Source organism: Paracidobacterium acidisoli (assembly GCF_003428625.2).
Lineage (GTDB): Bacteria > Acidobacteriota > Terriglobia > Terriglobales > Acidobacteriaceae > Paracidobacterium > Paracidobacterium acidisoli.
This window is the reverse complement of record NZ_QVQT02000002.1, coordinates 552575-579573: the sequence shown is the minus strand read 5'-3', so window position 1 is coordinate 579573 and position 26999 is coordinate 552575. Positions and strand designations below refer to the sequence as shown.

Here is a 26999-nt window from a genome sequence, read left to right as displayed (position 1 = left end):
CATGTTAAGTGGCATGTGTGGCGCGCAGACGCTGGCTTTTCAACCCGGACTCACGGATCTTGTCGCAGGATCGATACAGGGAGCTGCGGGGTATACCTCAGTCTTCGACTTAGCCATATCCCCCGCCAACTACGTTGGGCCTGCCATCGGTCTCGTCCCACAATCACCAAGCGGCTTCGTATCCGAGGCGACGGATAAGAACGGGAACATCTACATAGCAGATGCAGGCGGAAATATCGTCCGCGTCATCGCTTCGGGCAACGGCGCGATTCCAACTTTACCCGGCGTGACCCCCCAGGCTGGCTATGTGTATACGGTGGCTGGCACCGGTTTGGACCTAAATCCCGCGGACGCGAACTACTTTTCTCCGAACCCGGTCTCTTCCAGTTGCAGTCCTCCCGCGGCCCCTACAGGCGATGCCTACGGCGACGGCTGTCTGGCAACACAGGCTGTTTTTGAAGGTGGGGGCGTCGCAGGTCTGGCGGTCGACGCCAACGGTAACGTGTACATCGCGGACGGAAATGCGGGCCTCATTCGTGTGGTCTATGGAGGAACGGGTTCTATTCCCGGCCTGACGGGCCTGATGCAAGGCTATATCTATGCGGTCGCCGGCGTTGCCGACAACTATAACTACACTGGGCAAAGTGGCCTGGCAACAAGCACCCCGATCAGCCTTCCCTATTTCGGCGTTGCAGTCGACCCGAATGGAAATATCTACTTTCCTATCTATGACACAAATACCAGCCATGCAGCTCTGCTCGCTATTTTCGCAAGCGGCAGTCTGCCGGGGATTTCCAATCCCACGACAGGGTATGTCTATACCATCTCGGGAGAGAACGGCGTTTCTGCCAGTGGCCGCCAGGCTTCGCAATTCAGTTTTCAGAATCCTAATGGCAGCATAGCCAGTGACTCTTCAGGGAATATCTACATTCCTGACCACGGCACTGGTTCAGTCTGGGTGCTTTATACAGGGTCAGGCTCAGTGCCTGGATTGAGCAACCTGACTTCGGGTTTTGTGTACCAGGTTGTCGGCGGAGGCACGAACCGCACCAATTCTTTCTTTACTCCCAGGTCCGCGAGTCAGGTCCAGATCTCCCCCACCGGGGTAGCCATTGATAATGCCGGGAGTCTGTATATAGCGGATACAAGTACCGTCGACAAAATCGATCTCTCTGGAAACCTGGTTACTGTATATGGGAAGACGGGCGACGACAGCACGTACACTTGCTCCACCCCGGTAGATCAGTATAACGACGGCTGTGCAGCCGACACTGCAACAACGGCAGCCGGCCCGACTGCAATCGCGGTGGATCCGCAAGGCAATTTCTTCATGCCAGATCAATTCGGTCTGTTGCGTGAATCGAATGTATCCACGTCTTCGCTCTATTTCACTCCAACGCAGACAACGCAGACCATTGCCATCTATAACACGGCAAGCCCGGACACCACTGGCGGTCATGCAACTGACCTGAAGATAAGCGGCCTGGCTGTCTCCTCCTCTGCATTTAACGTCGTTCCCTTATCCACGCTCCCTGCGGGGATTTCAGATTGCAGCGCCACACCCTCACTTGCGCCCGGCCAAAGCTGCGAAATTCAGATTTCGTATACAGCCGGTTCGTCGACTGCCACCGGGACGCTTACTGTCACCAGCAATTCCGTCAACACCAATGGGACGAACACGATTCAGTTAGTCGGGGAAAGTTCGACCGACGCGGCAAAGACACAGAGCAAGTTGACTTTTGTTTCACCCTATCCGGGCAATACTGCTGACGCCGGCACAATGGTTAATGCCAACTTCAGACTGAGTTTCGGACTTGGGCAGTCAGCGCCCGTGACCGGCCAAGTCGTGTTGTACAGCAACGGCGCCGCTCTCCCCGTGTCCGCGCCGTTGGTAGCGAATGGCAACAGCTTCAACATCAGCTTCAACAGTATTCTGCCTACCGGCAACAACCTCATCTACGCCGCTTATAGTGGCGATTCAAACTACGCCCCATCACAATCCACGCAAGTACTGGTAACGGTCAACGGCGCGGCATCGACGACGGCGCTGACCGCAACACCAAATCCCGCTGCAACGAGCGCAACCGTCACCGTCACCGCCACGGTGAAGTCAACTTCCGGGAGCCCAGGCGATGGTACTGTTACCTTCAAAAATGGCAACACCGTAATCGGCCAGCAAGCACTGAGCGGAGGCTCGGCGTCGCTGCAAACCACAGCCCCATCCACGGCTGGCACGGCCACGTACACCGCCAGCTATGCTGGTTCTACCACCTACAATCCTTCCACCTCTAATGCTGTGCAAGTGACTGTAGAGGCACCGATCAACACCACGATGGCTGTCTCAGCTTCGCCCACTGCCCCCGCCGATGGTGCGAGCGTGACCCTCAGCGCGATGGTCTCAGCCGCCTCCGGCACGACCGCTCCCACCACCGGCACTGTGCAGTTTTACTACGCCTTCAATGGCGGTGCTGCGATGGCCCTTGGGAGTCCCGTCGCGGTTACTTCCGGCAGTGGCACTACCGCCGTGGCCACGTTGAACAACGTCACTACTTTGCCTGTGGGCACGGACACCATCACTGCGACCTATAGCGGCAGTACGGACGGTCTCTTCCAGGCATCCTCCACAATGCCAGCGATGTCCGCCACGGTCAAAGTAGGTTTGCCTGCTACGACGACGATGATCACACCCCCAACCGGCAATATCACCTACGGCAGCAGCTACACGTTCACAGTGAATGTTGCTGCGCAGGTAGGCAACACCGTCCCGACTGGAACAGTGACCTTTACAGCGGGAAGCACAACTCTAGGTTCGCCGGCCACACTCAGCGGCGGCAGTGCAACATTCACCACCACTCTGCTTCCCGGCGGGTCGAATCAGGTGACAGATACGGTGACAGCAACCTATAACGATCCGAGCAACACCTTCGCTTCCTCATCAGGTACAGCCTCGGTGTCGGTGACTCCGGTGGGGACGACGACGAGCACGCCCACTTCATCCAACCTCAATCCTGTTTCCGGACAGACGTTGACGCTGACGGCTATGGTCGCAGCAACGGGAAGCAGCGCACAGCCGACCGGAACAGTGACCTTCTACAACAACGGGACTCTGGTCCTGTGCAGCGCAACGCTGGGTAGCGGTTCAGCGAGTTGCCCAACCTCCTTACTGCCTCAAGGTGCGGATTCGGTGACGGCGGTCTTCGAGGGAGGGAATGGATTTACAACCTCTACGTCCTCGGCGTTGTCGCTGACCGTCGCACCTCCGTCGGCATCTACGGCCACGGCGCTGACGGCATCTACGACAACGGCTTCTACCACCCAGCCCGTAACCTTTACTGCAACGGTGACAAACACTACAAGCGGATCAACCGGCATACCTACTGGCGTCGTGACCTTCCAGTCAGACTCAAACGTGCTGGGCACCGGATCGTTGAACGCAGGCGGAGTGGCCACATTCACGACCACCTTCACTAAGGCCGGAGCCTATCCTGTGGTGGCTATCTATCAGGGCAACTCCTCTTACACGGGTTCCACTTCGTCTTCGGAGACGGTCAATGTGAGCACGGCTTTGGCGATGAGCACGACTTCGCTGACGCTTTCATCCTCCGCTGTGCAGCAGGGCAACAACGTGACCTTTACCGCGACAGTCGCGCCTGCCTCGACATCCACAACAATCACACCGACGGGAACCGTCACCTTCTACAACGGAGGTCAGCAGATTCCCAGTTCGACGAGCACCCTGAACGGTGGAATCGCAACCTTCTCCATAGCGACCCTCAATGCAGGCACGTACTCTGTGACGGCGGAGTATTCCGGCGACGTCAACTACAGCGGTTCAGGCTCGACCGCTGCATCCTTGACGGTCGGAGCGCCGACGCCCTCCTTCACCCTGAGCGCGACGCCGGCCAACCTGACGCTTACAAGCGGCCAGAGTGGAGCGGCGATCATCACGCTGGTTCCGACGTATGGTTACACGGGCACGGTGGCGCTGAGCTGCGGAACTCTCCCCGCAAACGTAACGTGCAGCTTCTCGCCGGCCAGCCTTACAGCTGACGGCAAGAACGATGCGGTGCAGAGCACGTTGACGATCACGACCAGCGGAGCAGCTACGGCGGCAGCATCGGCAGTTCACGCTGACGGCGCAGGACGGAACGGTTCGATGCGGTCACTCGCATTCCTCTTCCTTCCGAGCGGTCTGCTGTTGTGGGGCTTCGCGGCGCGCAGGAAGCGGGTTGGCTTGTACCTGCCACTGCTAATGCTTGGCCTGCTCACTGCAGGTCTCGTGGGGCTCTCCGGGTGCGGTGGCGGTAACGGTGGCAGCTCGCAGAACGCCGCTACCGGCACGTCGAAGATCACGGTGACGGGGGCAGGCTCAGCCGGAAGCCAGTCGCAGACGGTCAATCTCAACATCACGATTCAGTAGAAGTGGTGGAGGCCCCTGTCGGGGCCTCCACTTGTTTCGCTGAAGAGAGGCCAACGATATTCGGTGCGGGATGGAAACTCGGGATTCACTTGTGGCTGACGACCGTGGCTTCTCGTATCGTCGCAGCGGGGATACTGAATCTGTTATGAATCGGCGCTGCCTGTGCAATGACGGTTCTGTTGCCGGTATTGATCGGGGCATGGGCCACTCGTCCTGCCTCCAGGTTGAAGACACCCGCGCCCTCAAATCCGTTCCGGCTGCAAGGAGTTCTGTAGGCAAAGGCCACGGAGTCGGATGAATTGGAGGGTGACGGAGTGGTTTGTACCCCTGCCGAGATACTGCTGCACGAATTTCCGGTTCCGCATCAAGTCCCGCGAGGGAGTGTAGAGAGACCGTGAAAAAGATCTCCGCATAGAACCTCCACTGCGGCGTCGTACCGACTCCGGCTCGACGCCGATTTTCAAGTGTAGGCAGCAGACACAACATGACAGCTTGACAGGCTCGGCTCGCTGACCCACCTCAGCGACCACGGGAAGGCTTTGCCTTTTTTCAATCGCACGACAAGGAGAAAGAGACGATGAACATGAGCAAGAGAGTATTAAGCGCATTGCTGCTTGCGGCAAGCGTTGTCGCAGGGCAGGCGCAGAGTACGACAGCTCCGAAGAAAGAGAAGCCGGAGACCGAAGAACAGAAACGTCTGGACCAGGTTACGGAGCAGATGTTGCAGCTCCAGCGTCAGTTGGATGCGATGAAGGAGCAGTTGCAGCAGGCGAAGGATGCGTCTGCCGCAGCCCAGGCGAGAGCGGATGAGGCGGAGAAAAAGAGCGACGCCGTGCAGCAGGGGCTTGGAGAGAACAGCCAGGCGGTGAGCGGTCTTCAGACCTCTGTGAGCGATCTAAAAGCCAGCACCTCCGTGATCGTCCAACAGGCCGCGGACGGCCAGAAGAAGATTCTGGCCGAGCAGAAGAAGACGAACGAAACGCTCGATCATCCCGACGTACTGCACTATAAGGGCGTGACGCTCTCACCGGCTGGAAGCTATGTCGCGGGTGAAACGGTATGGCGTGCGCACTCCACCGGCGCGGACATCCCCACGCCGTTCACCTCGATCCCGTTCCCGCAGGCCGAAGGCTATCACCTGAGCGAGTTCGACGGCACCAGCCGTCAGTCGCGCATCGCGCTGATGGGCGAAGGCAAGACCACCTGGGGCACGATGCGTGGGTACTGGGAGGCGGACTGGCTCGGCACCGGCATCACCTCGAACAACAACCAGTCCAACAGCTACGTCTTCCGCCAGCGCGTCATCTGGGGCCAGGCTTTGCTCAACAATGGATGGGGCGTCGCAGGCGGGCAGATGTGGTCGCTCGCCACGGAAGATGCCAAGGGGCTCTCGAACCTCTCCGGCGATATCCTGACTCCGCAGACGATCGACCCGAACTATAACCCCGGCTTCGTCTGGACCCGTCAGTACGGATTTCGCGTCACCAGGAACATCGGGGACAAGGTTGTCGTTGGCGTCGCTTTGGAGAACCCACAGGTGCTCGGTCCTGGCGGAACCCTCGGCAACGTCAACCCCGGCATCACGTATATCTATGCGAACCCCGGCTCCAGCTCCGGCCTGACCAACACCGGTGGCACCGACACCACCGGCTCTCTCGGCCAGGCGACGCAGTACGCCATCAGCAAGACGCCGGACTTCATCGTCAAGGCCGCCTTCGATCCGGGCGTCGGCCACTACGAAATCTTCGGTATCGGCCGCTCCTTCCGCGACCGCGTGTACAACAGCACTACGTCCTCGGCCTTCACCAGCACCGTCTGGGGCGGCGGCATCGGCGCGAGCGCCCGTGTTCCGGTCGCCAAGAAGAAGCTCAGCCTCGGCCTCAAGGGAATGTACGGCTCCGGTACTGGCCGCTATGGCGATTCCACCATCGCGGACGTGACGGTCAAGCCCGATGGCACCTTCGAGCCGCTGAAGAGTCTGTCGGCTCTTGCCTCGCTCGACTGGGCCGCTACACCGCGCCTCTCGGTGTATGCCTACTACGGCGGCGACTACATCGGCAGGATGACCTATCAAAATACGGCGGGCAAGTACCAGGGCTACGGCGTTCCCGGAAGCGAAACCAACTCGGGATGCGGCTCAGAGAACCTGACACCGGGCGGGCCGACCTTCCCGTCGAGCGGCGCGAGCTGCACCGGCACCACCCGCGACGTACAGGAAGGCACCCTCGGTTACTGGTTCGACTTTTACCGCGGACCCAAGGGCCGTCTGCGTCAGGGCTTCCAGTACAGCTACACCACGCGCGGCATCTGGGCCACACTCCCCGGCTACGCTCCGAAGGCAATCGAGCAGGGCATCTGGACCTCGTTTCGGTACTACCTGCCGTAATCAACGCAACGTCAACGGGTGAAATCTCTTCATCCAGAAAGGAGGCAGCCTGTGTTTCTTCAGGGGTTCTTATTCGCGCTGGGCTTTGGAGCAGGCTGCCTCGTCTTTTCCCTATACTCTCTCGACACAGCCGCCTCCTGGAAGGAACTGAATGCCACCCATGCCGACCCTTATCAGGGATTAGGTCAGGCGTCACCACTCTTGAAGAGTGAAGAAAGAGAAGAAGCCGGAGACCCGCATATTGCGGAAGGGAAGAACGACGCCTCATCAGGCTCTCTACGATGGTTTCCTGAAAAGGCCCATCTCTGCCCACGAGGAAGCGGGGCTAACGCAGCGCGAGGTCTCCGCGATCATGGGCAGGTCGCATTCCTTCCTCTCAAAATGCGAGATGGGTGAGCGAAGCATCGAAGTCTTTGAACTCCTGCAAATTGCGCAGCTCTATGGAAAGCCAGCGCAATACTTCCTTAACCTTGACCGGCCACAACCACGGAAGGCTAGTGCGGCTGGCGGGAGCTAAGTGAACTCTGCAGACGCGCTACCCTATGTCGAACTGGTCTCAGAAAGTCCGATGAAGTGCGCGAAGAATCAGTGTGTGAATGTTAATTTTAGGCGAGGTACAGGTGGGGATGGTTGCGGTGAAAACTTGTATCTTATTTTTTCAACACTCGTGAATCCCTGGGGGCAACCAAACACGCGCGTCCTGCGCTGTCCGGCAAAAAGAGTGTGAGTCCATGGACCATGGAACGCTCTTCCTCGCGGCATCCGCAAAGTAGCCGGTTTTGCGAAAGCATTTCCTGGGAACGAATAGCTGCTCTTCAGATTTCGGTGTTTCTCAATTTGAAGGGTGTGTCACTACAGACCTGGTGCCTTAGGGTGCTTCGGCTGATAGAGACCTACGTTGCCTCCACTGGGAAGCGGAATTTTCGTAATCGAACCCCATCGCGCTTCATAAACCCCGGAACAATGGACTCCTCGTTGCGCGAGGGAATCTATCTCGGCCTCCAGATCGTCGCACATGAAGTAGAGCTCCTGTGTGACGTTGTCATCAGAGGGATGGATTGCGATCTCTGCTGGTGGCAGGGCAAAGATCAGCCAGCCGTGACCCGCATCCACGAATTTTAGTCCGAGGATGTCGCGGAGAAAGGCGCGGTCCGCCTCGGCATCCCTGCAGTAAATGACTACGTGGGCACCTGAAATCATGGTCGTCCTTCTTATTGCTCCGAATCCCGGAGTGGTCGAGTGATACCGTCGACGTTTAAGGAACCAGTTGCGATCAAATCCGGATACGCAGCTACTCAGCCGCTGTCTGAGTCATCGGATTATGCATCGGAACAAGGAAGTTGCTGGCGAGAACGTAATCGTAAAGATGGCTAAGCGGCGGCGCAGGACGAAGCTCGCTGGCAGAGACCCATTCGTCCGTATCGGTCCACCGCCAGCCTGTGGCGGAGATGCTTTGAATCGCCTGTTCGAGATCCGTCGAGCTCATCGGATAAGCGTATATGCGGACGTTTTGTGCGAGGAGGCGAGACAAAGCCTCCAGAAAGCCGCCGGGAAGAGCTTTGTACCGATACTCCCACACACGGATCAGAAGAGACAGGCCCACAACGAACCGCACTCGTTCCTTTGTGTAGCGGTTCACGAGGGCGGTCATGCTGTAAAGCTCCTGCTCACGAAACAGCAGCACGTCGCCACCTCGCGTTTGAAGAGCATTGATCCGTTTCAGCAAGTCAGAGATACCCGGCTGCGAATCACTTTCACGAAGCGGCATTGCAGAGAAGCAGAAAAACCCTGCCGGTGCAGGGGCATTTTGTCCTGACTCTTCGCGGAGCTGCCGGACCCCTGAGGCCAGTATCCTTTCATGGATTTCCGCATGGGCAAGATCTGAATGTTCGAACGATCCTGGCGCAAGTACGACGGCCTGCTTGTGCAAAACTTCGATGGGCGGAGCCGGCGGTCTGCCGGACAGGAAACATACAGCCTCAGCAAGTTCAGCGCGCACCAGTTGTATCAGGAGCTCGCGCTTGTCCCACCCTTCAAAAGCGGTCCCGCTTACTTCTATATAGTCAATCTCAATACGCTTTTCGATGTCCTCAGCAATGCTTCTGAGGAATGAGTCTATGGTGTGCAGTTGATAGAAAACTGCGTAGATAAGGTTTACACCCAGGATGCCGATTGCCTCCTGCTCAAGGGAGCTGGAAGGATCGCGCATGTTGATGTGGAGGACGACTTCGTTGGCCTGACCGCCGGGCTGCAGTTGAAAACGCAGGCTAACCCAGCCGTGAGGCTCATTTGTTCCGGCGTAATTGCGAGCAGAAATGGTATCGACAAAGGAAAAGAAGCAGGTGCTCGATCCACGGCTTTTATTCAACTGGTGGATAAGCTGAGTCCATTCGCTGTCCAGCATCGCTTCGAGCCGTTCTTTGGAAACGTAGCGGGCACCGGAACCGTACAGATCGTCACTCACTTCCTTGTCATACGCAGAGATCGATTTCGCAACTGTCCCGGAGGCTCCTCCGACAACCAGGAACCATCTTGCGACTTCCTGGCCCGCGCCAATTTCGGCGAAGGAGCCATAGCTGGTCGGGTCGAGATTGATTCTGAGCGCTTTTTGATGAGTATTGAATTTCTCCGTTGATGTCATTCCATCGCTCCTTCACGCCTGATTGTCCATTCCCTGTCACTTTGTCCAACCGTACATGCCGACGATGTGCTCATCAGCCGCATCAAGGCTGATGTGGTCATTAAATCAGAGGAGCAGAATGGCAACAATCGGGCAAAGCTATCGATCTGTACATGATTGACAGGTCATCATTATGCCGATCAGGAGCGCATCTGCAATGGTCTTCTCTTATTGATGGCCGAGGACCGCGGCCTCGAATAACTCTCTATAGGCGTTTGTCAGCATGCCGATGGTGAATGCGCGGTTCAGGCCGCTTGGATTGGGTAGTACCCAGGCCACAGATCCGCCGAGTGCAGCTCGCTGTAACCCCCACGAGAGGTCGCGCTGGTTTAAGAATACTGAACATGCCGGCTTGCCCAGGAACGCCAGGTATCTGGGTCTGTACTTCGCGATTTTGCGCTCAAAAAAAGGACGGGCGGCGATGTAGTCGGCTCGACAGAGATCGGTTGCGCTGACTGTCGGCCGATCCACTGCAGAGGTGATTCCACAACCGTAATCGAGCAGGAGCGGTGCTTCTTCCGGCTCCAGCTGTCTGGCGGTGAAGCCCGCGAGGTGAAGCACACGCCAAAAGCGATTGCTCCGATTCGCGAAGTGGAGTCCGACTGCGGCCGACCGCATTCCCGGATTGATCCCACAGAAGACCACGTTCAGGGATGTCGAAATGACGTCGGGCAGGCCTGTTGAATATAACTGCAGATCAGAAGACATTCCCTGAAAACACTATAACGCTGCGGCGCTGATGCCGAGACTTATTCAGCGTGCGCGGCCATAAATTTACGAGCCAGAGCTGCAATCTCATCTGCTTTCGTATCCAGTGCGAAGTGCCCGCATCCAGAACGTGCACCTCGGCATTTGGCACGTCTCTGCGATAGCGTTCCGGTTCGCCGGCATCGAACGAGAGATCATGTTTGCCCCAGATAACTAATAGTTCCGGTTGTGTCTTCTGCATCCAGGCCTGCCATTTGGGGTATGCTTCAACGTTTGTACGATAGTCGTAGAAGAGGTCGCTCTGGATCTGTGCCTGGCCTGGCGAGTTCAGAAAGGCAAATTCATCGCTCCACAAATCCGGATCGTACAATTCGACATCTGGATCGTCGCCGACATGCCGTGTCCTGGTAGCTGCAAGGGACAACAGATTATTGCGAAGCGCTTCTTCGTGTCCTGCCCTGTCAGCCCAGAAAGCCCGCCGTGTGGTCCAGTTCGCTCCCAGGCCTTCGTTGTGAGCGACTGCGTCCTGGACGATAAGTGCAACGACGCGCTCCGGGTGTGCGAGGGTCATGCGAAAGCCGACAGGGCCGCCGTAATCCTGCATGTAGAGCGTGTAACGAGACATCCCCAGGATCTCTGTGAAATTCTCAATCACCTGCGCGATGTGATCGAAGGTATAGGCAAAATCTTTCGGATCAGGCCAGTCGCTGTGTCCGAATCCTGGATAATCGGGCGCCACAAGGTGGTATTTGTCCGAGAGCCGCGCAAACAGAGACTCAAACATCCGTGACGATGAGGGCAGGCCATGCAGCAGCAGGAGGGTCGGAGCATTCTGCGGCCCGGCTTCTCGATAGAAGATGGAAACTCCATTGACCTTTACTGTGCGATAAAGCACCAAATGCTTCATGGCTTCCTGTCCCTTCCGGGCATACAGGCCCGCGGATGTGGCGAACATGACCATAAGCACTGTCAGAACGCGAACCATCCGTTGAGGCTGAGGCATAAACGCTTCGACCTGATCTGTGATTTCAAAGATGACTTCGAGTTCAACAGGCATGCCTGGTGGAAGACTCGCGACCCCAATTACACTTCGGACAGGTAATGTATCACTTCCGAAGATGTCGCGAAATAGATCCGAAGCCCATCCGCAGCCTTCGACTGGTCAAAGAAATCCTCGTGAGTGGCAATGAATACACTCAAGCGCACAACCGGAAAAGAGCGCATTCACTTCGGACTTAGCGGTACCGGTAAAGGCGCACCCTGTAGATTCGTCCCTGGGCTGCGTCGGTATCGTAGAGCCGTAATGCCTGCCCCTGAGAGCTTTCATCGCCATTCAGCCGCCTTCGGGGAACCCAGGTTCCGTTTTCGAAAAACTCTTCGTCGATGCTTTCAATTCCAACGAGAGGCGGACCTGGTTTATCCGTCGAAAAAATTATCTGGGCGTTGCCGCAGCATCCAACGACCAGGAATTCGTTCGGGCTGGTTTCAATGAACATAGCGCCGATTCGGCTTTGTGCGCCCGGCTCGCTTCCAGCCCTTGTGATCGTGGCGATGTAGTCGCCAACCGATACTCTTGCAGCGCGTTGCGCATCTCCTTCGATAAGCGCGGCCGTAAGCTCCCCGGTTTCCTGTTTCTTCAGGATCGTTGGAGCAAGCCGGGACAGGCTGGCATACACATGACTCAGAGCACTGCTGTCCACATGCACTGCCGGGTTTGTTATGCCGGCGAGATCGAGTGGAGCATTCCCCTGATCATCTATACCAAATGGAGAAAAGCCAATGGCGGACAGGCGGCCGAAAGCATAAAGCGCGTTCGCCGCGCCGGTCGGACCGGACTGCGTCTCAGGAATGAAGAGTGGATTATCAGGACGCGCATACCAGCCGGCCCACTGCCCAAATTCATTGAAGTAGATATCGGGAGAGAGAATATCCAGCGATGGCGCTGCAGCATGCCAGATATCGATCGAGTGTGGCAGAGGGCCGCCACTGTTGTATTGCCCGGGCTCATAATTCGGCCGTATCAATGCGGCGTTTACGAACATGGGAAGAGGGTATTCGGCCTTACCCGCCGCAGCTATGTGCCCGATGTAAGTGGCGTAATACCATGCCATAAAGAGGTCGTCGGTCAGAGAAGTGTTTCCGAAAACTTCCTGCCATGTTCCTTTTGCTTTTCCGCCGGCTGACTCCCAGGCAGCGCGCAGCTCCGGGTTCAGGACCGCTCGATGGCTTTGAAGAAAGCCGGTAAGTGCCGCAGGCACCTGGGCAGCGAAGGCAGAGTCAGCCACTGCAGAATGGTCCCGCGACTCCGGGATAACGCCCACTTCGTTTTCCACCTGCACCATCAGAACGGTGTGCTTCTCACCATCTGCCGTGCGCAGGTGCCGCATGAGCTGGGCGAAGGCGTGTGCATCGGCATCGCGAACGGTTGTGCTGAAAGGCGAAAGGCGTTCTGTATCACGGCCGTCGCTCGTCTGGACGCGAGGGAAGCGCTCTGTATTTGTTTTGACCCATGCCGGCACATAGCTGGAGTAGGTGTTCTTCCATGCGCCGAACCACAGAAAGATGATCCTGAGATTATTTGCGCGGGCCCCATCAAGGAGCCCATCCACAGAGGCGAAATCAAACTTTCCCTCTTCCGGCTCAATCGTCTCCCAGGCGACGGGCGTTAATACCGTATTGAGGTGCATTGCGGCGAGCCGCGGCCAGACGGCGTTCATGTACTCAACGCTGGAGGAGCTGGAATTATGCAGCTCTCCTCCAAGCACCAGGAATGGCTCGCCATCCACGATGAGCTGGCGCGCATTGCCACGCCTATCCAGGTGAGGAAGCTCCGCATGAGCATCGTGTGCCTGCCCGAATGCGGCGTTTTGTCCAAAAGCAAGGAAAGCAACCAGTACGAGCAACACCCTGTGTCTGTTCAATACCTGAACCCCCTCTCTGTCATATACCGTTTTGGTCCTGTCCATATAGAGGACAAATGGATCATTCGGCACTTTAGCGAAGCCTCAGAGTGAATTGATGCGGGGTTGGAAGCGCGGAGTAAATCAGAAGCTGCTCAGGAGAAAGTCTCTCGCGGCCGTCAGCACTTTTTCTCGCATGGCTGCTTCCGGCAGCAGGCGGGCGATTTCAATTGTTCCGATCATGGTTGAAAAGATTGCGAAGAAAGCGCGCTCTCTGTCAGCTATTCTTCGTCCGGGCATGAACGGGAGCATCTGTTCCCTGTATTTCGCCAACTCTATGAAGATCCGGCGCTTCATCGTCTTATCTGCCCGTGACAACTCAGGCGCAAGGGCCACCAAAGGGCACGCACACTCGATGTGGTCGCAGTGTTCCAGGCTGAGGTAGGTCTTTACGATTGCTTTCCACGCAGTTTCCGGGCGGGAGCTATTTCCGGCCTGGGTCAGGCGGTCCGCGATCTCCTGGAAGCCGTCACTCAGCGACTCTACGAGCAGCTCGTCCTTACTCCCGAAGTGTTTGTAAAAGCCTCCGTGTGTCAGTCCGGCATCGCGCATTACGGCCGATACGGAGGCTCCTGTTAAGCCTTCGGCGCGAACGCGCCGCGAGGCATCTTTCACAATCTTCTGGCGGACCTCGTCTTTATGTTCGGGCCGGTAGCGCATGGCACATTATAGGATGCTGGCGATCATCCTACGGACCAACCGGCCACCATGGCTCAAAAAAAACCTGAACCTATAGGATTATATGCATAATCCTATAGCCGGAGGTCTGTATGTCGATGTCGCCGGAAATACTCTTCCCAATGCAGCTTGTTCTGGGCTATGTCGTATGTCTGCTTTGCTTCTGTGCATACGTTTTGCCCAGGCTCAGATCGATGGACCGATTCGAAGCGCACCGCGCTATTGCCACTCTGCACAGCTTCCGATTCTTCGGACTCGTCTTTATCCTGCCGGGTGTCGTCGGTCCCAGTCTGCCTGCCGGCTTCGCCACGTTTGCCGCTTATGGGGATTTTGCAGCCGGAGTGCTGGCTATCCTGGCGCTTCTTACGGCAAGAATACGTCCGCTCTTCTGGACTTTCGTTGTTGCTTTTAATTTCGTGGGGGCAACAGACATCCTCGTCGATTACTACCACGCCATTCAGGCCGGCCTTCCGGCAGTGGCGGGGCAGCTCGGCGCTGCTTATGTAATTCCGGTCATTTATGTGCCTTTCCTGATGATCACGCACGTGGTCGCGCTCTACTGGCTGGTGCGTCCCCGGCCTGGGGCGGCTCAAGCCCTTACTGGCGATGTGGCGGCTGCTTAGAACGGGTCAATCACGCGACCCCTTTCATCGCCGGCGCGATTCCGCCGATTGTTTCGCCAGGAGCTCACGGCTTTCAGCCATTCCTGATGCGTGCTCTCGGCGCTGGTCAAAAGATTTCTATGAATCGCTGCTGCCGGTTGCACTGTGCAGCATCTGCTCTACCTCTGCGATCGACGGCATGGATGGCTGCGCTCCGGGCCTGGTAACGGAAACTGCAGCCGCGGCTGCTGCGAAACGCGCGCTCTCCACAGGAGTGAGATTCATCATCAGTCCGGTAGCGAATGCGCCGTTGAAGGCATCTCCGGCTGCGGTGGTGTCGACGGCCTTCACTGCAAATGGAGGTAGCTGCTCCGCTACGTGCGCACGCGTGGCGATATAGACGCCGCGCGATCCCAGCTTGAGCAGAACGCCTTTGATGCCCTTGCCCATCAGGAACTGCGCCATCGTGGATGAGCTTTCGGCATCGGCATTGCCGGTGAAGAAGGCGGCTTCTGTTTCGTTTGGGGTGAACCATTCGACGATTTCAAACAGCTCTGCAGGAAGCTCCTGCGCCGGCGCGGGATCGAGAATGAGCGGCACCTTTTCGCGTGCGCAGATGCGCGCCAGGTGCAGCACTGTAAGAATGGGGATCTCAAGCTGGGCGAGCACAACCCCTGCGGAGCGGATGAGCTCAAGGTTAGCGTCAATGTCCGTGGTGGAGACATGCGCATTCGCCCCGGGAGTGATGACAATGCTGTTCTCGCCATTGTCGGAAACCACGATCACGGCAACACCGGAGGTTCCAGGTGATACGGCTACGGCAGAAATATCCACGCCCGCACCTGCAAGATGCTCGCGGAGCTGCTCCCCGAACGCGTCGTCGCCGATGCGGCCGATCATGGCTACCGGATAGCCGAGGCGGCCCACGGCTACGGCCTGATTCGCGCCCTTTCCGCCAGGATGAATTTGAAAATCACGGCCCTGTACCGTCTCACCTTCCACCGGAATCCTTTCTGCACGGACGACGAGATCGATATTGATACTGCCAACCACCACGACTGGTTTTTTTCCAGCCTGCATAGCTTCTCCTTCAGATCTGAACGCGATCGCTTACCTGCCAACTATGGGAGCGAGAGCTACCGCTCCCAGACCACAAAGAAAGAAAACGAACATCCAGAATAAAAACTTTCGCGACCGCGCGGGAGCAGCCGCGAACTCGTGCCAGATAAAGACGCCCCAGGCCGCGGAGATCATCGTTGCTCCCTGACCAATCGAGTAGGAGACGGCTGGTCCCACGATATTGGCTCGTGACGCGACAAAGTTGAGTACCGCTCCCGTGCACCAGATCGCACCGCCCAGAATGCCCCACATGTGCCACGAGCCGCGTGCTCTCCGGAAGCCGCTCATCGCCACCTGGGCACTGCCATCGAGAGGGCGGCGCATCAACAGGTAATTGAACGGAAGGGCACAGAGAGCCACGCCGATGGAAAAAAACAGTGTGGCGGCGTAAGGCCCCGGAGCTCCTTCACCGGTCATGCCCTTTGAGACGATGGGATAGAAGGTTCCCATCAGAAGGCCGGCCACGAGGCTGATGACAACGCCGCGGGTGCTGAGCGTTCGCGGACCGGTCTCGCGCAGACGGTAAGCGATCGCATCAAAGATGATGGCGATGGTCACCAGCGCGATACCGCCGAAGAGCAACAGAGGATTGCCTGCAGGAGAGATGACATAGCTGCTGACCGCGCCGACGATCAGCGCGAGTCCGATGCCGACAGGGAAGGCCACTGCGAGTCCGGCAATGTCGATGGCTGCAACCAGCAGCAGATTGGCGATATTGAAATCAACGCCGCCGGCGACCGCGAAGAGAATGTGAGACGTGTCGGCATGAGCAATATCAGCAAAGAACGGCCTGCCGGATGCGCCCATACTGCCTAACGTGATTCCCCATGCGATGGAGCCAGCCAGCAGACCGATCACGTAATCCCAGTAGAAGAGCTGGAAGCGGTATCCCTGACATACCTTGATGGTGTTGGCCCATGATCCCCAGCAGAACATGGTAATTACCATGAAAGAGAACGCGATCGAATATGTCTGCGGTTGAAACAACTTCTGCTCCTTTGCCTTGCGCAGGCCTGAAAACTTACAAAGATATATAACAATCTGAACTGGCTAAGCATCGTTTGCAATGGCCATATATCGATGTTGTGCGCAGAAATGATACCGGTAATACAGCCTCGTGCTTATTCGGAAATGCGCCTGAAGCATGAAATGCCACTTCTGAGGGTGCTTATCTTGGTTTGCCGAGGCGCATGTTGATGCCAACGATGGGGCCGTAGACGTTGATCCCGAAATCTTCATACCGTGGTTCGGAGAGATAGAAATTTGAGACATGCATGTAAGTCATGCCGGCGGCGATGCTGTATTTCGGATTGAAGTTATAGCGTGCGCCGGAACCCATCATAAGGGTGAAGGTCAGATCCTGTCCCTGTGCGTAAAGAACGCCGTCAGGGCCTTTGGCATTGATGTTGCCTGCTCCGCCCCGTGCTTCAAAGTAAGGCACGATTCTCCACCGAGGCTGGACAAGATTTCGGCGTATGCCGAAGTCGAAGGCGAAGTAACGAGTCTCCGGACCACGTGGAATCGCAGTATAGGAGCCGCTGAAGGTGAGATCGGTGTTACCACGCAGTGGACCAGGGCCGTTGATGTTATCCACCTGCCAGCGAATGGAAGCGATATTCGGCACAAGGGTGTAGTGGAGTGGCCAGGTGGTATAGGGGCTATGAACGAGAAAATCGAAGACAAAGGGAATATTGTTCGGCAGCCATCCGTTTTCGAGCGAAAGCTCAATCTTGTTTCGATAGTAGATCTGCCGGTTGAAGTCAGGGTTTATGCTCTTCTGGAAGAGTGCGTCTGAGGGCGAGGCAGGAGACTGAGCAGGCACAGGAAGTGTATGGATCAGAAGAAGCACAGGGAGACAGAGCATCGGTCTCTTCATGGACACCTGAATCCAAAGAAAGTGCAGGGCCCGCTGGACTCCGCATCATACATGGCCTGGTAATAAACGAGTACACATTTTTGCAAAGAGGTACACGCCGGCAATTGGTGCGATAAAAGAGCTTCCTCCCGTTGCTTTATGCGCCTCCGGTATGGATCTCAGCGGCGCTGATTTGTCGTGATGATGCCGAGAGCGTGATAGCCTGCGGTTGCAGGGCATAATACAGACCTGCCAGCCGATCCTTCGTGCAAAACGGATACGTTTGTTTGTCGGTACCGGTAACTTTGTTTTGCAGTGAAAGTAAACGTTTGCTTCCGGGGAATGAAGAGCGATGAAAACGGAATTAACACGCAGATCCATGCTGGGCGGATTAGGCGCCGGTTTGGGTCATCTATTGTTCCAAAAGCAACTGAAGGCAGCCTCGCTGATTGCAGAAACAGGCAAACCGGGCAAACTGGATTTGAGCCTCACCGCGATGACCTCAGGAATACTCCGTATCAGCATTGCGCCTTCGGTTGCGACGCCTCCATCTCAGGAGCTGGGTGTGCTGGAAAGCCCTCATGAGGTCACGCTCCACACAGGAGATGCAGATGGCGCTGTGCGCTGGGGCAGGTACAGCATCCGCGTAGAAGAGGAACCGCTGCGAATCATCGTGATGGACGCGGAACAGAAGGTTCGCCAGGAGATTCAGTTCGACACGGATAGTACAGCGGTGCGATTCCGTCTGGGTGCCCGGCCGGTCTTCGGCCTGGGTGAAGGCCTGATCGGATATGACAGACGCGGGACGAAAGACGGGATGCATAATGGCCAGGATACGCCGGAACTGCGCACCGCCGGCTCGCGTGTGCCGATTCCATGGGTGATCAGCCCTGAAGGATGGGGTGTCTTTGTCGGAGAACCGATGGGAACATTCGATCTGACAGGTGAGACAGGTGTGGTGCGTTCGCCGGTCGCGACATCCACACGCAATGTGTATGTGGTTTTGGGCGAAACGCCGGCGGAGGTGTTACGCGGATATGCGGAGCTGACGGGATATCCTCACTTACCGCCGTTGTGGTCGCTGGGGTACATGCAGTCGCACCGCACCCTTGCGAGCCGTGACGAAGTGCTGGGGATTGCGAAGACATTCCGCGAAAAAAAGCTGCCATGCGATGCGCTGATCTATCTGGGAACAGGCTTTTGCCCTTCGGGATGGAATACAGGGCACGGCTCATTCACATTCAACGCCGATGTTTTCCCTGATCCGGCAGAGATGTTTCGGCAGTTCCATGAGGAGCACTTTAAAGTCGTGCTGCACGTGGTGCCGCCGTATGATCTGCACGGAAAGATCACGGATACGAACGCTGCAGCGCATGCTCCGGGCGATGCGGCTGCTTACTGGGCCGAACATATGCCGGTGGAAGAGGTTGGGGTCGATGGCTGGTGGCCTGACGAAGGCGACCTGCTTCCGCCAGATGCGCGACTGGAGCGTAACGAGATGTACTGGGAAGGGCAGATACAGGCACATCCCGAGCGCCGGCCATTTGCACTGCACCGAAACGGATATGCGGGATTGCAGCGATATGGATGGCTGTGGTCGGGCGACATCGATGCACGGTGGAAGACACTGGCTGCGCAGGTCACGGTCGGAATCAACATCGGGCTGTGCGGTATTCCATACTGGGGAACGGATACCGGAGGCTTTATACCAACGAAGGAGCTGACGCCGGAGTTATATCTTCGATGGTTTCAGTTCAGTGCGTTTTGTCCGCTCTTTCGCTCACATGGTGTTGCCTGGAAGATGCGTTTGCCGTGGGGTTGGGACATGGGCACTCCGGGACCGCTGGAGGGTGCCGGGGCGATAGGGAGCTGGCCTGCGCCTCAGGATCTGCATAATGCGCATGTAGAACAGATCTGCCGGAAATATCTGGAGCTACGCTATCAGCTGCTGCCTTATCTCTATTCGACTGCGGATCAGGCGCACGGAACAGGAATGCCGCTGATGAGAGCGCTGTGGCTCGCTTATCCGCAGGACCCAAAGGCTGAGACGATCGGTGACCAGTATCTTTGGGGAGATCATTTTCTTGTGGCTCCAGTAACTGAACAGAGCGCGACGCAGAGAACGGTATATCTTCCGGTGGGGACGTGGTGGGACTTCTGGAAGAATGAACGAACAGTGGGTGGCGCAATCGTGATGCGTGAGGTGGATATCGAGACGATCCCTCTGTATTTGCGAGCCGGATCCATTGTGCCGATGGGGCCGGTACGTCAATATGCCACGGACACAGATGAGGAACCGATTACGCTTAGGATTTATCCGGGCACGGATGGCCGGTTCAGTTTGTATGAGGATGATGGGATCAGCTTCCGTTATCTGCAGGGCGAGTTCATGCGGATTGAATGCATCTGGGAGGATGGCCCACGAAAGCTGACGCTCGAATGCGCCGAAGGAACCCGGCTATTCCCTGGAAAGAAGATGACCATCCGGGCGATGGACAAGGGGACGAACCAGGTTGTGACGCTGAATGACCGTGTCACTGTCATTCAGTTGTAGCGGAGGCGAATCGACATCGATAAAGGGCCAGTTCCTGGAACGGCAACTCGCCCTCGATCAATATCTATAGCTACTGTTTGCTCTCCAGTTGCCGATCAACGCAGCCTTGTGGTTTGAGAACAGTATTGCAGCGAGCCGCTTCGTTCCCGGGCAGAGTCACAACATAGCCGCTGGGAGCGGGCTCGGTGGAAGGGTAATCGGTACTCACCATCTGAGCGCCACTGGACAATGTCTCATCCCGGCGGGAGGTATCGTTGTCACGTGCCTGCCGTGTGTCAGCGTCTGCACGCGTGCGCACTAAATATCCCTGGCGCACAAGTGCGTCGATGGTCTCAACGCTGCCGTCATTTTCTTCTGTGAAGGCTGCATCCGGTGTGCCCGGTTCGGCGTTGGTGAACAGGACCCGTCCACGCAGCGCGACGTGACCCTCAGTATAAACACGGCTGACTTTTCTCTGATCCAGCAGAAAGACTACCTTGCCGCGCGATTTGCCCAGCGTTGGCCAGTTGCCGTGATGTACAGCTTCATCAAGCGTGTCATATTTGCCGCGTACCTGATCGGGGAGCACAATCTCCCGACGCGGAAATACGGAGAGAATCTCCTGATCGAGCGCGTCGAACACAGACGGAGTGAACGGCTCGGGCTGCACGGCATTGAATCCTGCTCTGCTGCCGAGCGGCGTTTCCTTGGTTTCCACGAGAATAAAGATCGGCACATGTCCTGGATGAGCCCGAGACCAGGCGCGAACCTCAGCGAGGCAGGCGGTGAAGGGCTGGCAGGTGCTGCGCTCGTCGATATCCTGGACGTGCATCACTTTGAAGCCAGGTTTGTCCATCAGGTGCTGCGGGTCGAAGTCGGGATCGGGAGGCAGACCGGCCTGCTTTACAAATGTGTCAATCGCAGGATGCGCATAGCGTCCACCGTGGCTGTCTGCGTAAACGTCCAGCTCTATCTGACGAACGCCACCGTTGAGCTGATCGGTCAGCGGCGCATGATGGTAATCGAGTGCGAGCATTGCCTGCGGATTCTTTTCCTGTAGCCATTTGTGCTCACTGGGCGCGAGTCCCGCATGATAGCTGTTATGCGTCCCAATCACCTGAATCTCGTTGATTCTGACTGCGTCATCGTTCTGGCTATGGGCGACAGCTGCGCTGCAAAGCAACAACAGCAAAGGTAAATACCTGGGTGACATTCGCGCTCCTGATATTTCTCACCGGCTATTTTGCGAAGAGATAAGCGAATCCGTATTCGTGCGCAGCGAGATCCTGGTTATTGTGCAGGAGCAGTGACCCGGGAAAAAAGTGGAAGCAGACGTGGCAATCAGTTTATACACCGTGTATCAGGCGCGAATGCTCGGCTTATTATCAGGTAGTTGCGAGGCTTGCCAGGAAAGCGGGTTCACCGAAAATTTACCTTCAGGATGGCCCGATGCGCTCACTTAATACATGCGGCTGGGAAGCATTCGCAGCAATATTGTCAGTCGAGAGCAGAATTTCAAATGGCCGAATGACCCCATTCGGGCTCATCGCATGCTCCAGAACAGGCTGCATCAGTGATGCGTTGAGAAGGAATTCACCGGCAGCCTGCGTTCCAGCCATATTGACCCCTTCGATGAGAAGGACATGTCCGGCGCCATCGAGATTAGGGAGCCAGGCAATCACACCGTATGTTCGGAGCAGGGGATCATTCGGCTCGCTTGCATAGGTGAGGTGCTCTCCAGGAAGAGGGTGCCTGTTGGTGATGGTGCCTGAGCCGCCGAAATCCGCCCCGTGAGAGAAGTGGAAATTGAGCCGCTGCTGAAAGAGATCGACCCAGGGATTGGCTTCAATCGATCCAATGAGGATCGCGTTGCCGGCGCGGAGGTCATCGATTCTCAGGTCGCGTGCATACCGGATCATAAGCCGCTGAGGAATGACCTCCGGCATACGCGCCAGATGCGCAGTCAGCTCCAGATCGGCGATGCTTGTGTACCGGCGATTGCCGATCGCCTGCACTTTATTGGTGAGGCGCAGCATGTCGTCGGCCTTTGCAGGCTGAACCAGTCCAACTATGCCCTGCGCGATTCGCGATTCTGTGCGGTAGCTTCCATTTGCATAATCCTCCAGTGAGACATGCTGGCGAATAAAGCTCTGCAGCATCACCAGGCCGCCGTCGGCCGGGACAAGGAAGGTATCGCGATCTTTATCGAATATCTGCTCCCAGAATGCTCTGTTGACCCGGTCGGCGGCTGGCTCGCGGTGAAGCCACCTGTACGGCAGATGGTACAAACCACCGAAGTATCCAGCGCAGGTACAGAGAGCTGCGATACACACCACCATCAGAATATTAAAGGCATATCGCGGCTTTCGGATTGGCTCCGGATGGGTGTTCCGCATGAGCAGCGGGGAAGCAGGCGGAGTCCTTTCTTCGGTCGCTTTCTGGTCGAGAAGCCGGTCGGAAGCGTCGCTCGTTTCTTTGAAGAAGTCTGAATTCAGAACCGCTGCTGAGGGAATCGAAGCAGCAACTGCGTTGCTGGCTGCTGTGGCGTCGGAAGAGGCAGGCAGTACCGCTTCGGGCTCTGCAGTGACAATGTGCGAGACGCCATCGTCGTTCTTTCTGGAAAGAAAAACTGGTACATAGCCTCCGCGCGGAATATGCAGCAGAAATTCTTCCTTCTGTCCTTCTCCGGCGAAGTATTCTTCCAGACGTTTACGCAATGTGCGGGCATAGCTGCGGACAATATTGTCGCCACTTGCGTTATAGCCCTCTGTGCGGCCGAAGACCTGGAGACCGATCTGCTTTTCATTGATTTCCGCGGTTCTGCCGCTGAGTTCTCGATCACAAACGAAGAGCAGAAAGTTGCTCAACAGCGCAGAACGCCGGAAGTTGTTACTGGCCACGATGCGCTGTACCAGCATCCATCGCGGATTATCTGCATGTGTCGAAAGAATGAATGGCGGCTTTGATCGCCGGCCTTCAGGCAGCGGCCACTTTGTGGCAGAATCTGTGACGCGCCTGGATGAAGGCTCAAACGTTTTCATTTCATAGAGACAGGAAGCCGCTTGCCGCACCTTTCCGGCTGGCATGCAAAGTTGTCATTCGACTTGTTCAGGGTAAGCGTATGCGGTTAAGGGAAAGTAAATGGTGCTTTCCCCCGGGGTAACTGCCACCGTGTGCAGAGGGAATTTGCAGGAAAAAAATAGACTGATATTGAAGAAGATGCGGGCGATAACAGCAGTGATCTGCCGTCTTTACCCCGGGAAAACACCTTCCGCGGCTTTCAGTGATCCCTGGATACTGGCCATACAGTAACGACGATCGGGAGATAAACGCGAGAAGTCGTCACCCCCATGAGCGGCTTCGCGATCCACGTCTGTATGGAGGTTTTATGTTTCGCCTGAGTACTTCAGACCTGTGCCGGATTCACAGCGGCAATATGCTGCGCGGAAGCGTGAGGCACCATGCGGCCGCACATCACAGGGCTTCCTCGCTGTCATACGTGCGGAGAACGGTGCTCCATGTTGTTTCCTTTTTTATCCTGATATGCGCTCCGGCTCTTCTGTGGGCTCAGTCGGATCTTTCCTCCATCTCCGGGACGATCACAGATGCTTCCGGTGCGGTGGTCGAGCATGCGGCGGTGACGCTGACAAGCGAGGCCACCGGTGCACAGCATGAGACGAAGACGAATCATTCGGGTTTCTACACGATTCCGGGCCTTGCTCCGGGCAGGTATACGATTACTGTCGGCGCCGTCGGATTTGAGAAGCTCGTCAGGACGGGCAATAACCTCGACCCCTCTTTGCCTACTACCGCGAATCTGCAGCTCGTTGTCGGACATGCCACGCAGTCTGTTGAGGTGAAGGCGCAGGAGACGACGCTGGATGCTGACAGCGCGACGCTGGGCCGCGTGATTACCAGCAATCAGGTGGAGAATCTTCCTCTGAACGGCCGCAACCCTATTTATGTTGCGCTCACCAAGGCCGGCATCACCAGCGGTCCAACAAGCCCAACCGGAGCCAACGGCACCGCAACGGGCAGCAACCTTTCGAGCTTCAACTTCAGCACCGGACAGGGGGCCATTCAGATCAATGGTAGTCGCGATCGCGATAATCTCATCACCTATGATGGCGCTGTCGCGGTGCGTGTACGCGCGAGTGGAGATTCTGTCGGAACTCCCGATCTTGATGCCGTACAGGAAGTTCAGGTGCTCGCGACGAATTATCCTGCTGAGTACGGGCATTCCATCGGCGGCCAGATTCGCATCACCACGAAGGGAGGAAGCAGCCGCTTCCATGGCAGCCTGTATGAGTATCTGCAGAATCCGGTGCTCAATGCCAACAGCTGGGTCCGCAACGACAACGGCAATAATGGCAATCCGAATTATCCGCAGGCGCTGAAAACCAACTTCGTCGCGCCCTTCACATTCAACCAGTTCGGGTTTGTCTTCGACGGCCCGCTTTACGTACCGAAGGTTCTGCCAAAGGGTAAGGTCTTCTTTCTTTACTCTGAGGCATTTGTTCACTACCCGCAGACAGTCGATAATCCCGTCACGGTGCCGAATCCAGCCTTTCGAAGTGGAGACTTCAGCTCGCTCATAACCGGGAACCCGAAGACGAACCACTATATTAAGGACCCGAAGTCAGCGCTGGCATGCAGTGCTTCGACGGGTGGCCCCGGCTGTTTCCCCGGCAACATGATTCCGAAGGACCGGCTCAGCTCTACCGGTACAGGCCTGCTCTCCATCTTTCCGACACCGACACCAAATTTCCTCGTCGGCACGGAAAACCTGCTGCAGGTCGCGAAGTATCCGGCAAACGAAGAGATCGACAGCGGCAACCTGGATATCGTGCCGAATGACAAGGACTACATCCGTTTTCGTCTGACACATTTCTTCTATCACGAAGACAATCCGTTTTCTGCGGCATACGACGTGGTGCCACGCCTCTACGACCGCCCCAACCAGACGGGATCGCTGGACTGGGTGCACACCTTCAGCTCCAGCATGATGAATGAAGTACTGCTGACAGCAAGCCATGATGCGGCGCGGCTGAGCATCGACACTTCTTCGGGCCTGTACGATCGCACCCGTTATGGCGTGAATTATCCCTTCCTCTTTCCTGGGACAAAGGATCTGCCGAACAAAATTCCCACGGTAAAGTTTGATTCGACGACCAGTATTACAGCGATGGATGGAAGCACGTATCCTTCGCATTCGCAGGGAGAGATCTTCGATTTCGGAGATACCTTCACCCGCATCATCGGCGATCACACCATCCGAGTGGGCGGCGTGTATGAGCGCTCGGGCGAAAATGACCGCGACCAGATTGCATTTTCAACTTCGACAGCCGGAGAGACCAACAACCAGAACGGCCAGTTCGATTTCAACAACAGCAATCCGAACGGAACCGGACTGGACGTTGCCGACGCGGCACTCGGCCTCTATTACACGTATTCCGAAGTGGGAGCGCGCTCCGAGACTCCGTACCGCGCGAATATGTTCGATTTCTTTGCGCAGGACTCCTGGAAGGCTACCCCAAAGCTTCACCTGGAATACGGCCTCCGCTATACCAGCATTCGTCCCTATTACAGTCTCTGGAACAATGCAGGCAGCTTCGATCCGGCTTTCTACAGTTCAGCCACTGCGATGCAGGTGAACTCGAGCACGGGGAACCCGATTGCCGGAACGGGTGATCCGCTCGATGGCACAGTTCTGTGGGGCAATGGGTTCACTTCAAGTGCAAAAGCTCATGTGCCGATCGCTGCCACCGGGCAATATAACAATCTCTTTCATAACCTGCCACGCGGTTATATTCATGTGCAGAAATTTCTCTTTCAGCCGCGTCTTGGCATAGCGTACTCGCTGAATGACAAGACGGTGTTGCGTGCAGGCTTTGGCCGCTATGTGAATCGTCAGGGTGTCTCGGACTTTGTCTTCGCCGGAGGTATACCACCGCTGCAGCAGGTGGCTTCAGTCAGCAGCGGAACGGCGGATGATCCGGGAGCAGGCACCAATGGATCGTATCCGACGCTCTCGGGCGATATCGACCGCGCCTCACCGCAACCGGAGGCTTATATCTGGAATGTTTCAGCGGAGCGGTCGATTGGGTTCGGTACGGTAGCGGAGATCTCCTACGTTGGGCGTCGCGCGCTGCACCAGCAGTATGCGGCCAATATCAATCAGCTTCAGCCTGGGACGCTGACCGATCCAGCGAACAAAGGCATCTCGGCCAATGCATTGCGGCCTTATAAGGGATACTCGGCGATCAACCTGGTCATGCAGGGTGATGGCGCGGCTTATGAAGGACTTCAGATCGATGTAAACCGCCGCTTCTCGCATGGTCTTGGTTTGGGTGTGGCCTATACCTATGCGTCTTCGCAGGACTGCGATTCGTTCCAGAAGACGGTGATTCCGAATACCTACGATCCTAAAGCCATCTGTGGGCCATCCGATTATGATGTCCGTCAGGTGCTGGCATTCAATTCGGTTTACAGCATTCCTTTCCCGGAAACTAACCGCATGCTTCATGAAGTTCTGGGAGGCTGGCAGCTTACGCAGTCCTATCAGTTCCAGACTGGCGCACCGCTCTCCGTCGCTACGGGTACGGATGTGGCAGGCGTGGGACCAGGCAGTGGCAATCAGCTGCTGCAGGTTACGCCGGGAGCCAATCTGAAAGGCAACGGAAAGTTCTCGCATGGAACCGATGAAAATTCGTGGTTCAACACCACGAACGGGGATGGGTCGCCCATCTTTACTCTGCCCACTTCCGGTACATTCACGGCGGAGCATGTTCGGAATATTCTTCGCGCTCCGGGGCAGGAGTATTTCAACGCAGCGATTCTGAAGAAGTTCAATACCTTTGAAGGTCAGTCACTCTCTTTCCGATTCGATGCCTTCGACTTCCCCAACCATCCTAACTGGAACGCTCCCGACACAAATTACGCAGACGGCACCTTCGGTAAGGTGACACAGAAGAATGGCCAGCGATCCATGCAGGCCAGCCTTCGTTATTCCTTCTGACAGGGTGGTATTTCGTCCTGCTAAACAGGGAATGCGCGGA

Annotated in this window: 19 protein-coding genes; 8 read left to right on the top strand and 11 right to left on the bottom strand. The window is 56.6% G+C overall.

Annotation, left to right across the window (positions count from 1 at the left end):
• Positions 1 to 13: 13 nt before the first annotated feature.
• From D0Y96_RS06260 to D0Y96_RS20690, 3 genes are all read left to right on the top strand, one after another.
• On the top strand, positions 14 to 4420 hold the full coding sequence (locus tag D0Y96_RS06260) for an Ig-like domain repeat protein (RefSeq protein ID WP_158562254.1): 4407 nt from the start codon (positions 14 to 16) through the stop codon (positions 4418 to 4420).
• Positions 4421 to 5003: 583 nt separating this feature from the next.
• Entirely contained in the window at positions 5004 to 6806 is a 1803-nt protein-coding gene (locus D0Y96_RS06255) for a hypothetical protein (RefSeq protein WP_147324942.1), read from the top strand.
• Between the two features lie 208 nt (positions 6807 to 7014).
• Entirely contained in the window at positions 7015 to 7323 is a 309-nt protein-coding gene (locus D0Y96_RS20690) for a helix-turn-helix domain-containing protein (RefSeq protein ID WP_199480191.1), read from the top strand.
• Between the two features lie 335 nt (positions 7324 to 7658).
• On the opposite strand, the gene D0Y96_RS06245 is transcribed toward D0Y96_RS20690, so the two are convergent.
• The 6 genes from D0Y96_RS06245 to D0Y96_RS06220 all read right to left on the bottom strand — a co-directional run bounded on the left by D0Y96_RS06245 (position 7659) and on the right by D0Y96_RS06220 (position 13814).
• Positions 7659 to 8006, bottom strand: a complete 348-nt coding sequence (locus D0Y96_RS06245; RefSeq protein ID WP_117298469.1) for a VOC family protein — start codon at positions 8004 to 8006, stop codon at positions 7659 to 7661.
• A gap of 91 nt (positions 8007 to 8097) precedes the next feature.
• Positions 8098 to 9447 (bottom strand): hypothetical protein, encoded by a 1350-nt coding sequence (locus D0Y96_RS06240; protein WP_117298468.1) that lies wholly within the window; start codon positions 9445 to 9447, stop codon positions 8098 to 8100.
• A gap of 207 nt (positions 9448 to 9654) precedes the next feature.
• On the bottom strand, positions 9655 to 10194 hold the full coding sequence (mug, locus tag D0Y96_RS06235; protein ID WP_117298467.1) for a G/U mismatch-specific DNA glycosylase: 540 nt from the start codon (positions 10192 to 10194) through the stop codon (positions 9655 to 9657).
• Positions 10184 to 11101, bottom strand: coding sequence for an alpha/beta fold hydrolase (locus tag D0Y96_RS06230; protein ID WP_252263518.1), 918 nt, complete (start codon positions 11099 to 11101; stop codon positions 10184 to 10186). The genes mug and D0Y96_RS06230 overlap by 11 nt, the downstream gene beginning before the upstream one ends.
• A gap of 328 nt (positions 11102 to 11429) precedes the next feature.
• Complete coding sequence (locus tag D0Y96_RS06225) at positions 11430 to 13100, bottom strand: GH35 family beta-galactosidase (protein WP_199480190.1); 1671 nt, start codon at positions 13098 to 13100, stop codon at positions 11430 to 11432.
• 138 nt (positions 13101 to 13238) lie between these two features.
• Positions 13239 to 13814, bottom strand: coding sequence for a TetR/AcrR family transcriptional regulator (locus D0Y96_RS06220; RefSeq protein ID WP_117298465.1), 576 nt, complete (start codon positions 13812 to 13814; stop codon positions 13239 to 13241).
• Between the two features lie 110 nt (positions 13815 to 13924).
• Here D0Y96_RS06220 and D0Y96_RS06215 point away from each other — a divergent pair, with 110 nt between their 5' ends.
• The gene (locus D0Y96_RS06215) at positions 13925 to 14455 is read left to right on the top strand and encodes a DUF8737 domain-containing protein (protein ID WP_491562713.1); all 531 of its coding nucleotides are present in this window, start codon (positions 13925 to 13927) and stop codon (positions 14453 to 14455) included.
• A gap of 117 nt (positions 14456 to 14572) precedes the next feature.
• Here D0Y96_RS06215 and rbsK read toward each other — a convergent pair whose 3' ends face one another.
• The 3 genes from rbsK to D0Y96_RS06200 all read right to left on the bottom strand — a co-directional run bounded on the left by rbsK (position 14573) and on the right by D0Y96_RS06200 (position 17417).
• The gene (rbsK, locus tag D0Y96_RS06210; protein ID WP_117298464.1) at positions 14573 to 15514 is read right to left on the bottom strand and encodes a ribokinase; all 942 of its coding nucleotides are present in this window, start codon (positions 15512 to 15514) and stop codon (positions 14573 to 14575) included.
• 30 nt (positions 15515 to 15544) lie between these two features.
• Positions 15545 to 16540, bottom strand: coding sequence for a GRP family sugar transporter (locus tag D0Y96_RS06205; protein WP_117298463.1), 996 nt, complete (start codon positions 16538 to 16540; stop codon positions 15545 to 15547).
• 181 nt (positions 16541 to 16721) lie between these two features.
• Positions 16722 to 17417 carry an acyloxyacyl hydrolase gene (locus tag D0Y96_RS06200; protein ID WP_158562250.1) on the bottom strand — a complete coding sequence of 232 codons (696 nt, stop codon included), beginning with the start codon at positions 17415 to 17417 and terminating at the stop codon, positions 16722 to 16724.
• 487 nt (positions 17418 to 17904) lie between these two features.
• Between D0Y96_RS06200 and D0Y96_RS06195 the strand changes: the two genes are divergently transcribed.
• Positions 17905 to 19962, top strand: coding sequence for a glycoside hydrolase family 31 protein (locus D0Y96_RS06195; protein WP_252263516.1), 2058 nt, complete (start codon positions 17905 to 17907; stop codon positions 19960 to 19962).
• A gap of 70 nt (positions 19963 to 20032) precedes the next feature.
• On the opposite strand, the gene D0Y96_RS06190 is transcribed toward D0Y96_RS06195, so the two are convergent.
• Both D0Y96_RS06190 and D0Y96_RS06185 read right to left on the bottom strand, forming a co-directional pair.
• On the bottom strand, positions 20033 to 21154 hold the full coding sequence (locus D0Y96_RS06190; RefSeq protein ID WP_117298460.1) for a phosphatidylinositol-specific phospholipase C1-like protein: 1122 nt from the start codon (positions 21152 to 21154) through the stop codon (positions 20033 to 20035).
• Between the two features lie 223 nt (positions 21155 to 21377).
• Entirely contained in the window at positions 21378 to 22100 is a 723-nt protein-coding gene (locus D0Y96_RS06185; protein WP_147324940.1) for a hypothetical protein, read from the bottom strand.
• Between D0Y96_RS06185 and D0Y96_RS06180 the strand changes: the two genes are divergently transcribed.
• From D0Y96_RS06180 to D0Y96_RS06170, 3 genes are all read left to right on the top strand, one after another.
• Entirely contained in the window at positions 22074 to 22430 is a 357-nt protein-coding gene (locus D0Y96_RS06180) for a hypothetical protein (protein WP_147324938.1), read from the top strand. The genes D0Y96_RS06185 and D0Y96_RS06180 overlap by 27 nt on opposite strands.
• A 102-nt stretch (positions 22431 to 22532) precedes the next feature.
• Positions 22533 to 22907, top strand: coding sequence for a hypothetical protein (locus D0Y96_RS06175; protein ID WP_147324937.1), 375 nt, complete (start codon positions 22533 to 22535; stop codon positions 22905 to 22907).
• Between the two features lie 545 nt (positions 22908 to 23452).
• Entirely contained in the window at positions 23453 to 26959 is a 3507-nt protein-coding gene (locus D0Y96_RS06170) for an outer membrane beta-barrel protein (RefSeq protein ID WP_350448983.1), read from the top strand.
• Positions 26960 to 26999: the final 40 nt, after the last annotated feature.

What these genes read in the sequence shown, in the direction of transcription:
- D0Y96_RS06260 (WP_158562254.1), top strand. Translation starts at nt 14, where the DNA reads ATGTGTGGCGCGCAGACGCTGGCTTTTCAACCCGGACTCACGGATCTT.
- D0Y96_RS06255 (WP_147324942.1), top strand. Translation starts at nt 5,004, where the DNA reads ATGAGCAAGAGAGTATTAAGCGCATTGCTGCTTGCGGCAAGCGTTGTC.
- D0Y96_RS06245 (WP_117298469.1), bottom strand. Translation starts at nt 8,006, where the DNA reads ATGATTTCAGGTGCCCACGTAGTCATTTACTGCAGGGATGCCGAGGCG.
- D0Y96_RS06240 (WP_117298468.1), bottom strand. Translation starts at nt 9,447, where the DNA reads ATGACATCAACGGAGAAATTCAATACTCATCAAAAAGCGCTCAGAATC.
- mug (WP_117298467.1), bottom strand. Translation starts at nt 10,194, where the DNA reads ATGTCTTCTGATCTGCAGTTATATTCAACAGGCCTGCCCGACGTCATT.
- D0Y96_RS06230 (WP_252263518.1), bottom strand. Translation starts at nt 11,101, where the DNA reads ATGAAGCATTTGGTGCTTTATCGCACAGTAAAGGTCAATGGAGTTTCC.
- D0Y96_RS06220 (WP_117298465.1), bottom strand. Translation starts at nt 13,814, where the DNA reads ATGCGCTACCGGCCCGAACATAAAGACGAGGTCCGCCAGAAGATTGTG.
- D0Y96_RS06215 (WP_491562713.1), top strand. Translation starts at nt 13,925, where the DNA reads ATGTCGATGTCGCCGGAAATACTCTTCCCAATGCAGCTTGTTCTGGGC.
- rbsK (WP_117298464.1), bottom strand. Translation starts at nt 15,514, where the DNA reads ATGCAGGCTGGAAAAAAACCAGTCGTGGTGGTTGGCAGTATCAATATC.
- D0Y96_RS06200 (WP_158562250.1), bottom strand. Translation starts at nt 17,417, where the DNA reads ATGCTCTGTCTCCCTGTGCTTCTTCTGATCCATACACTTCCTGTGCCT.
- D0Y96_RS06195 (WP_252263516.1), top strand. Translation starts at nt 17,905, where the DNA reads ATGACCTCAGGAATACTCCGTATCAGCATTGCGCCTTCGGTTGCGACG.
- D0Y96_RS06190 (WP_117298460.1), bottom strand. Translation starts at nt 21,154, where the DNA reads ATGTCACCCAGGTATTTACCTTTGCTGTTGTTGCTTTGCAGCGCAGCT.
- D0Y96_RS06180 (WP_147324938.1), top strand. Translation starts at nt 22,074, where the DNA reads ATGCTGGCGAATAAAGCTCTGCAGCATCACCAGGCCGCCGTCGGCCGG.
- D0Y96_RS06185 (WP_147324940.1), bottom strand. Translation starts at nt 22,100, where the DNA reads ATGCTGCAGAGCTTTATTCGCCAGCATGTCTCACTGGAGGATTATGCA.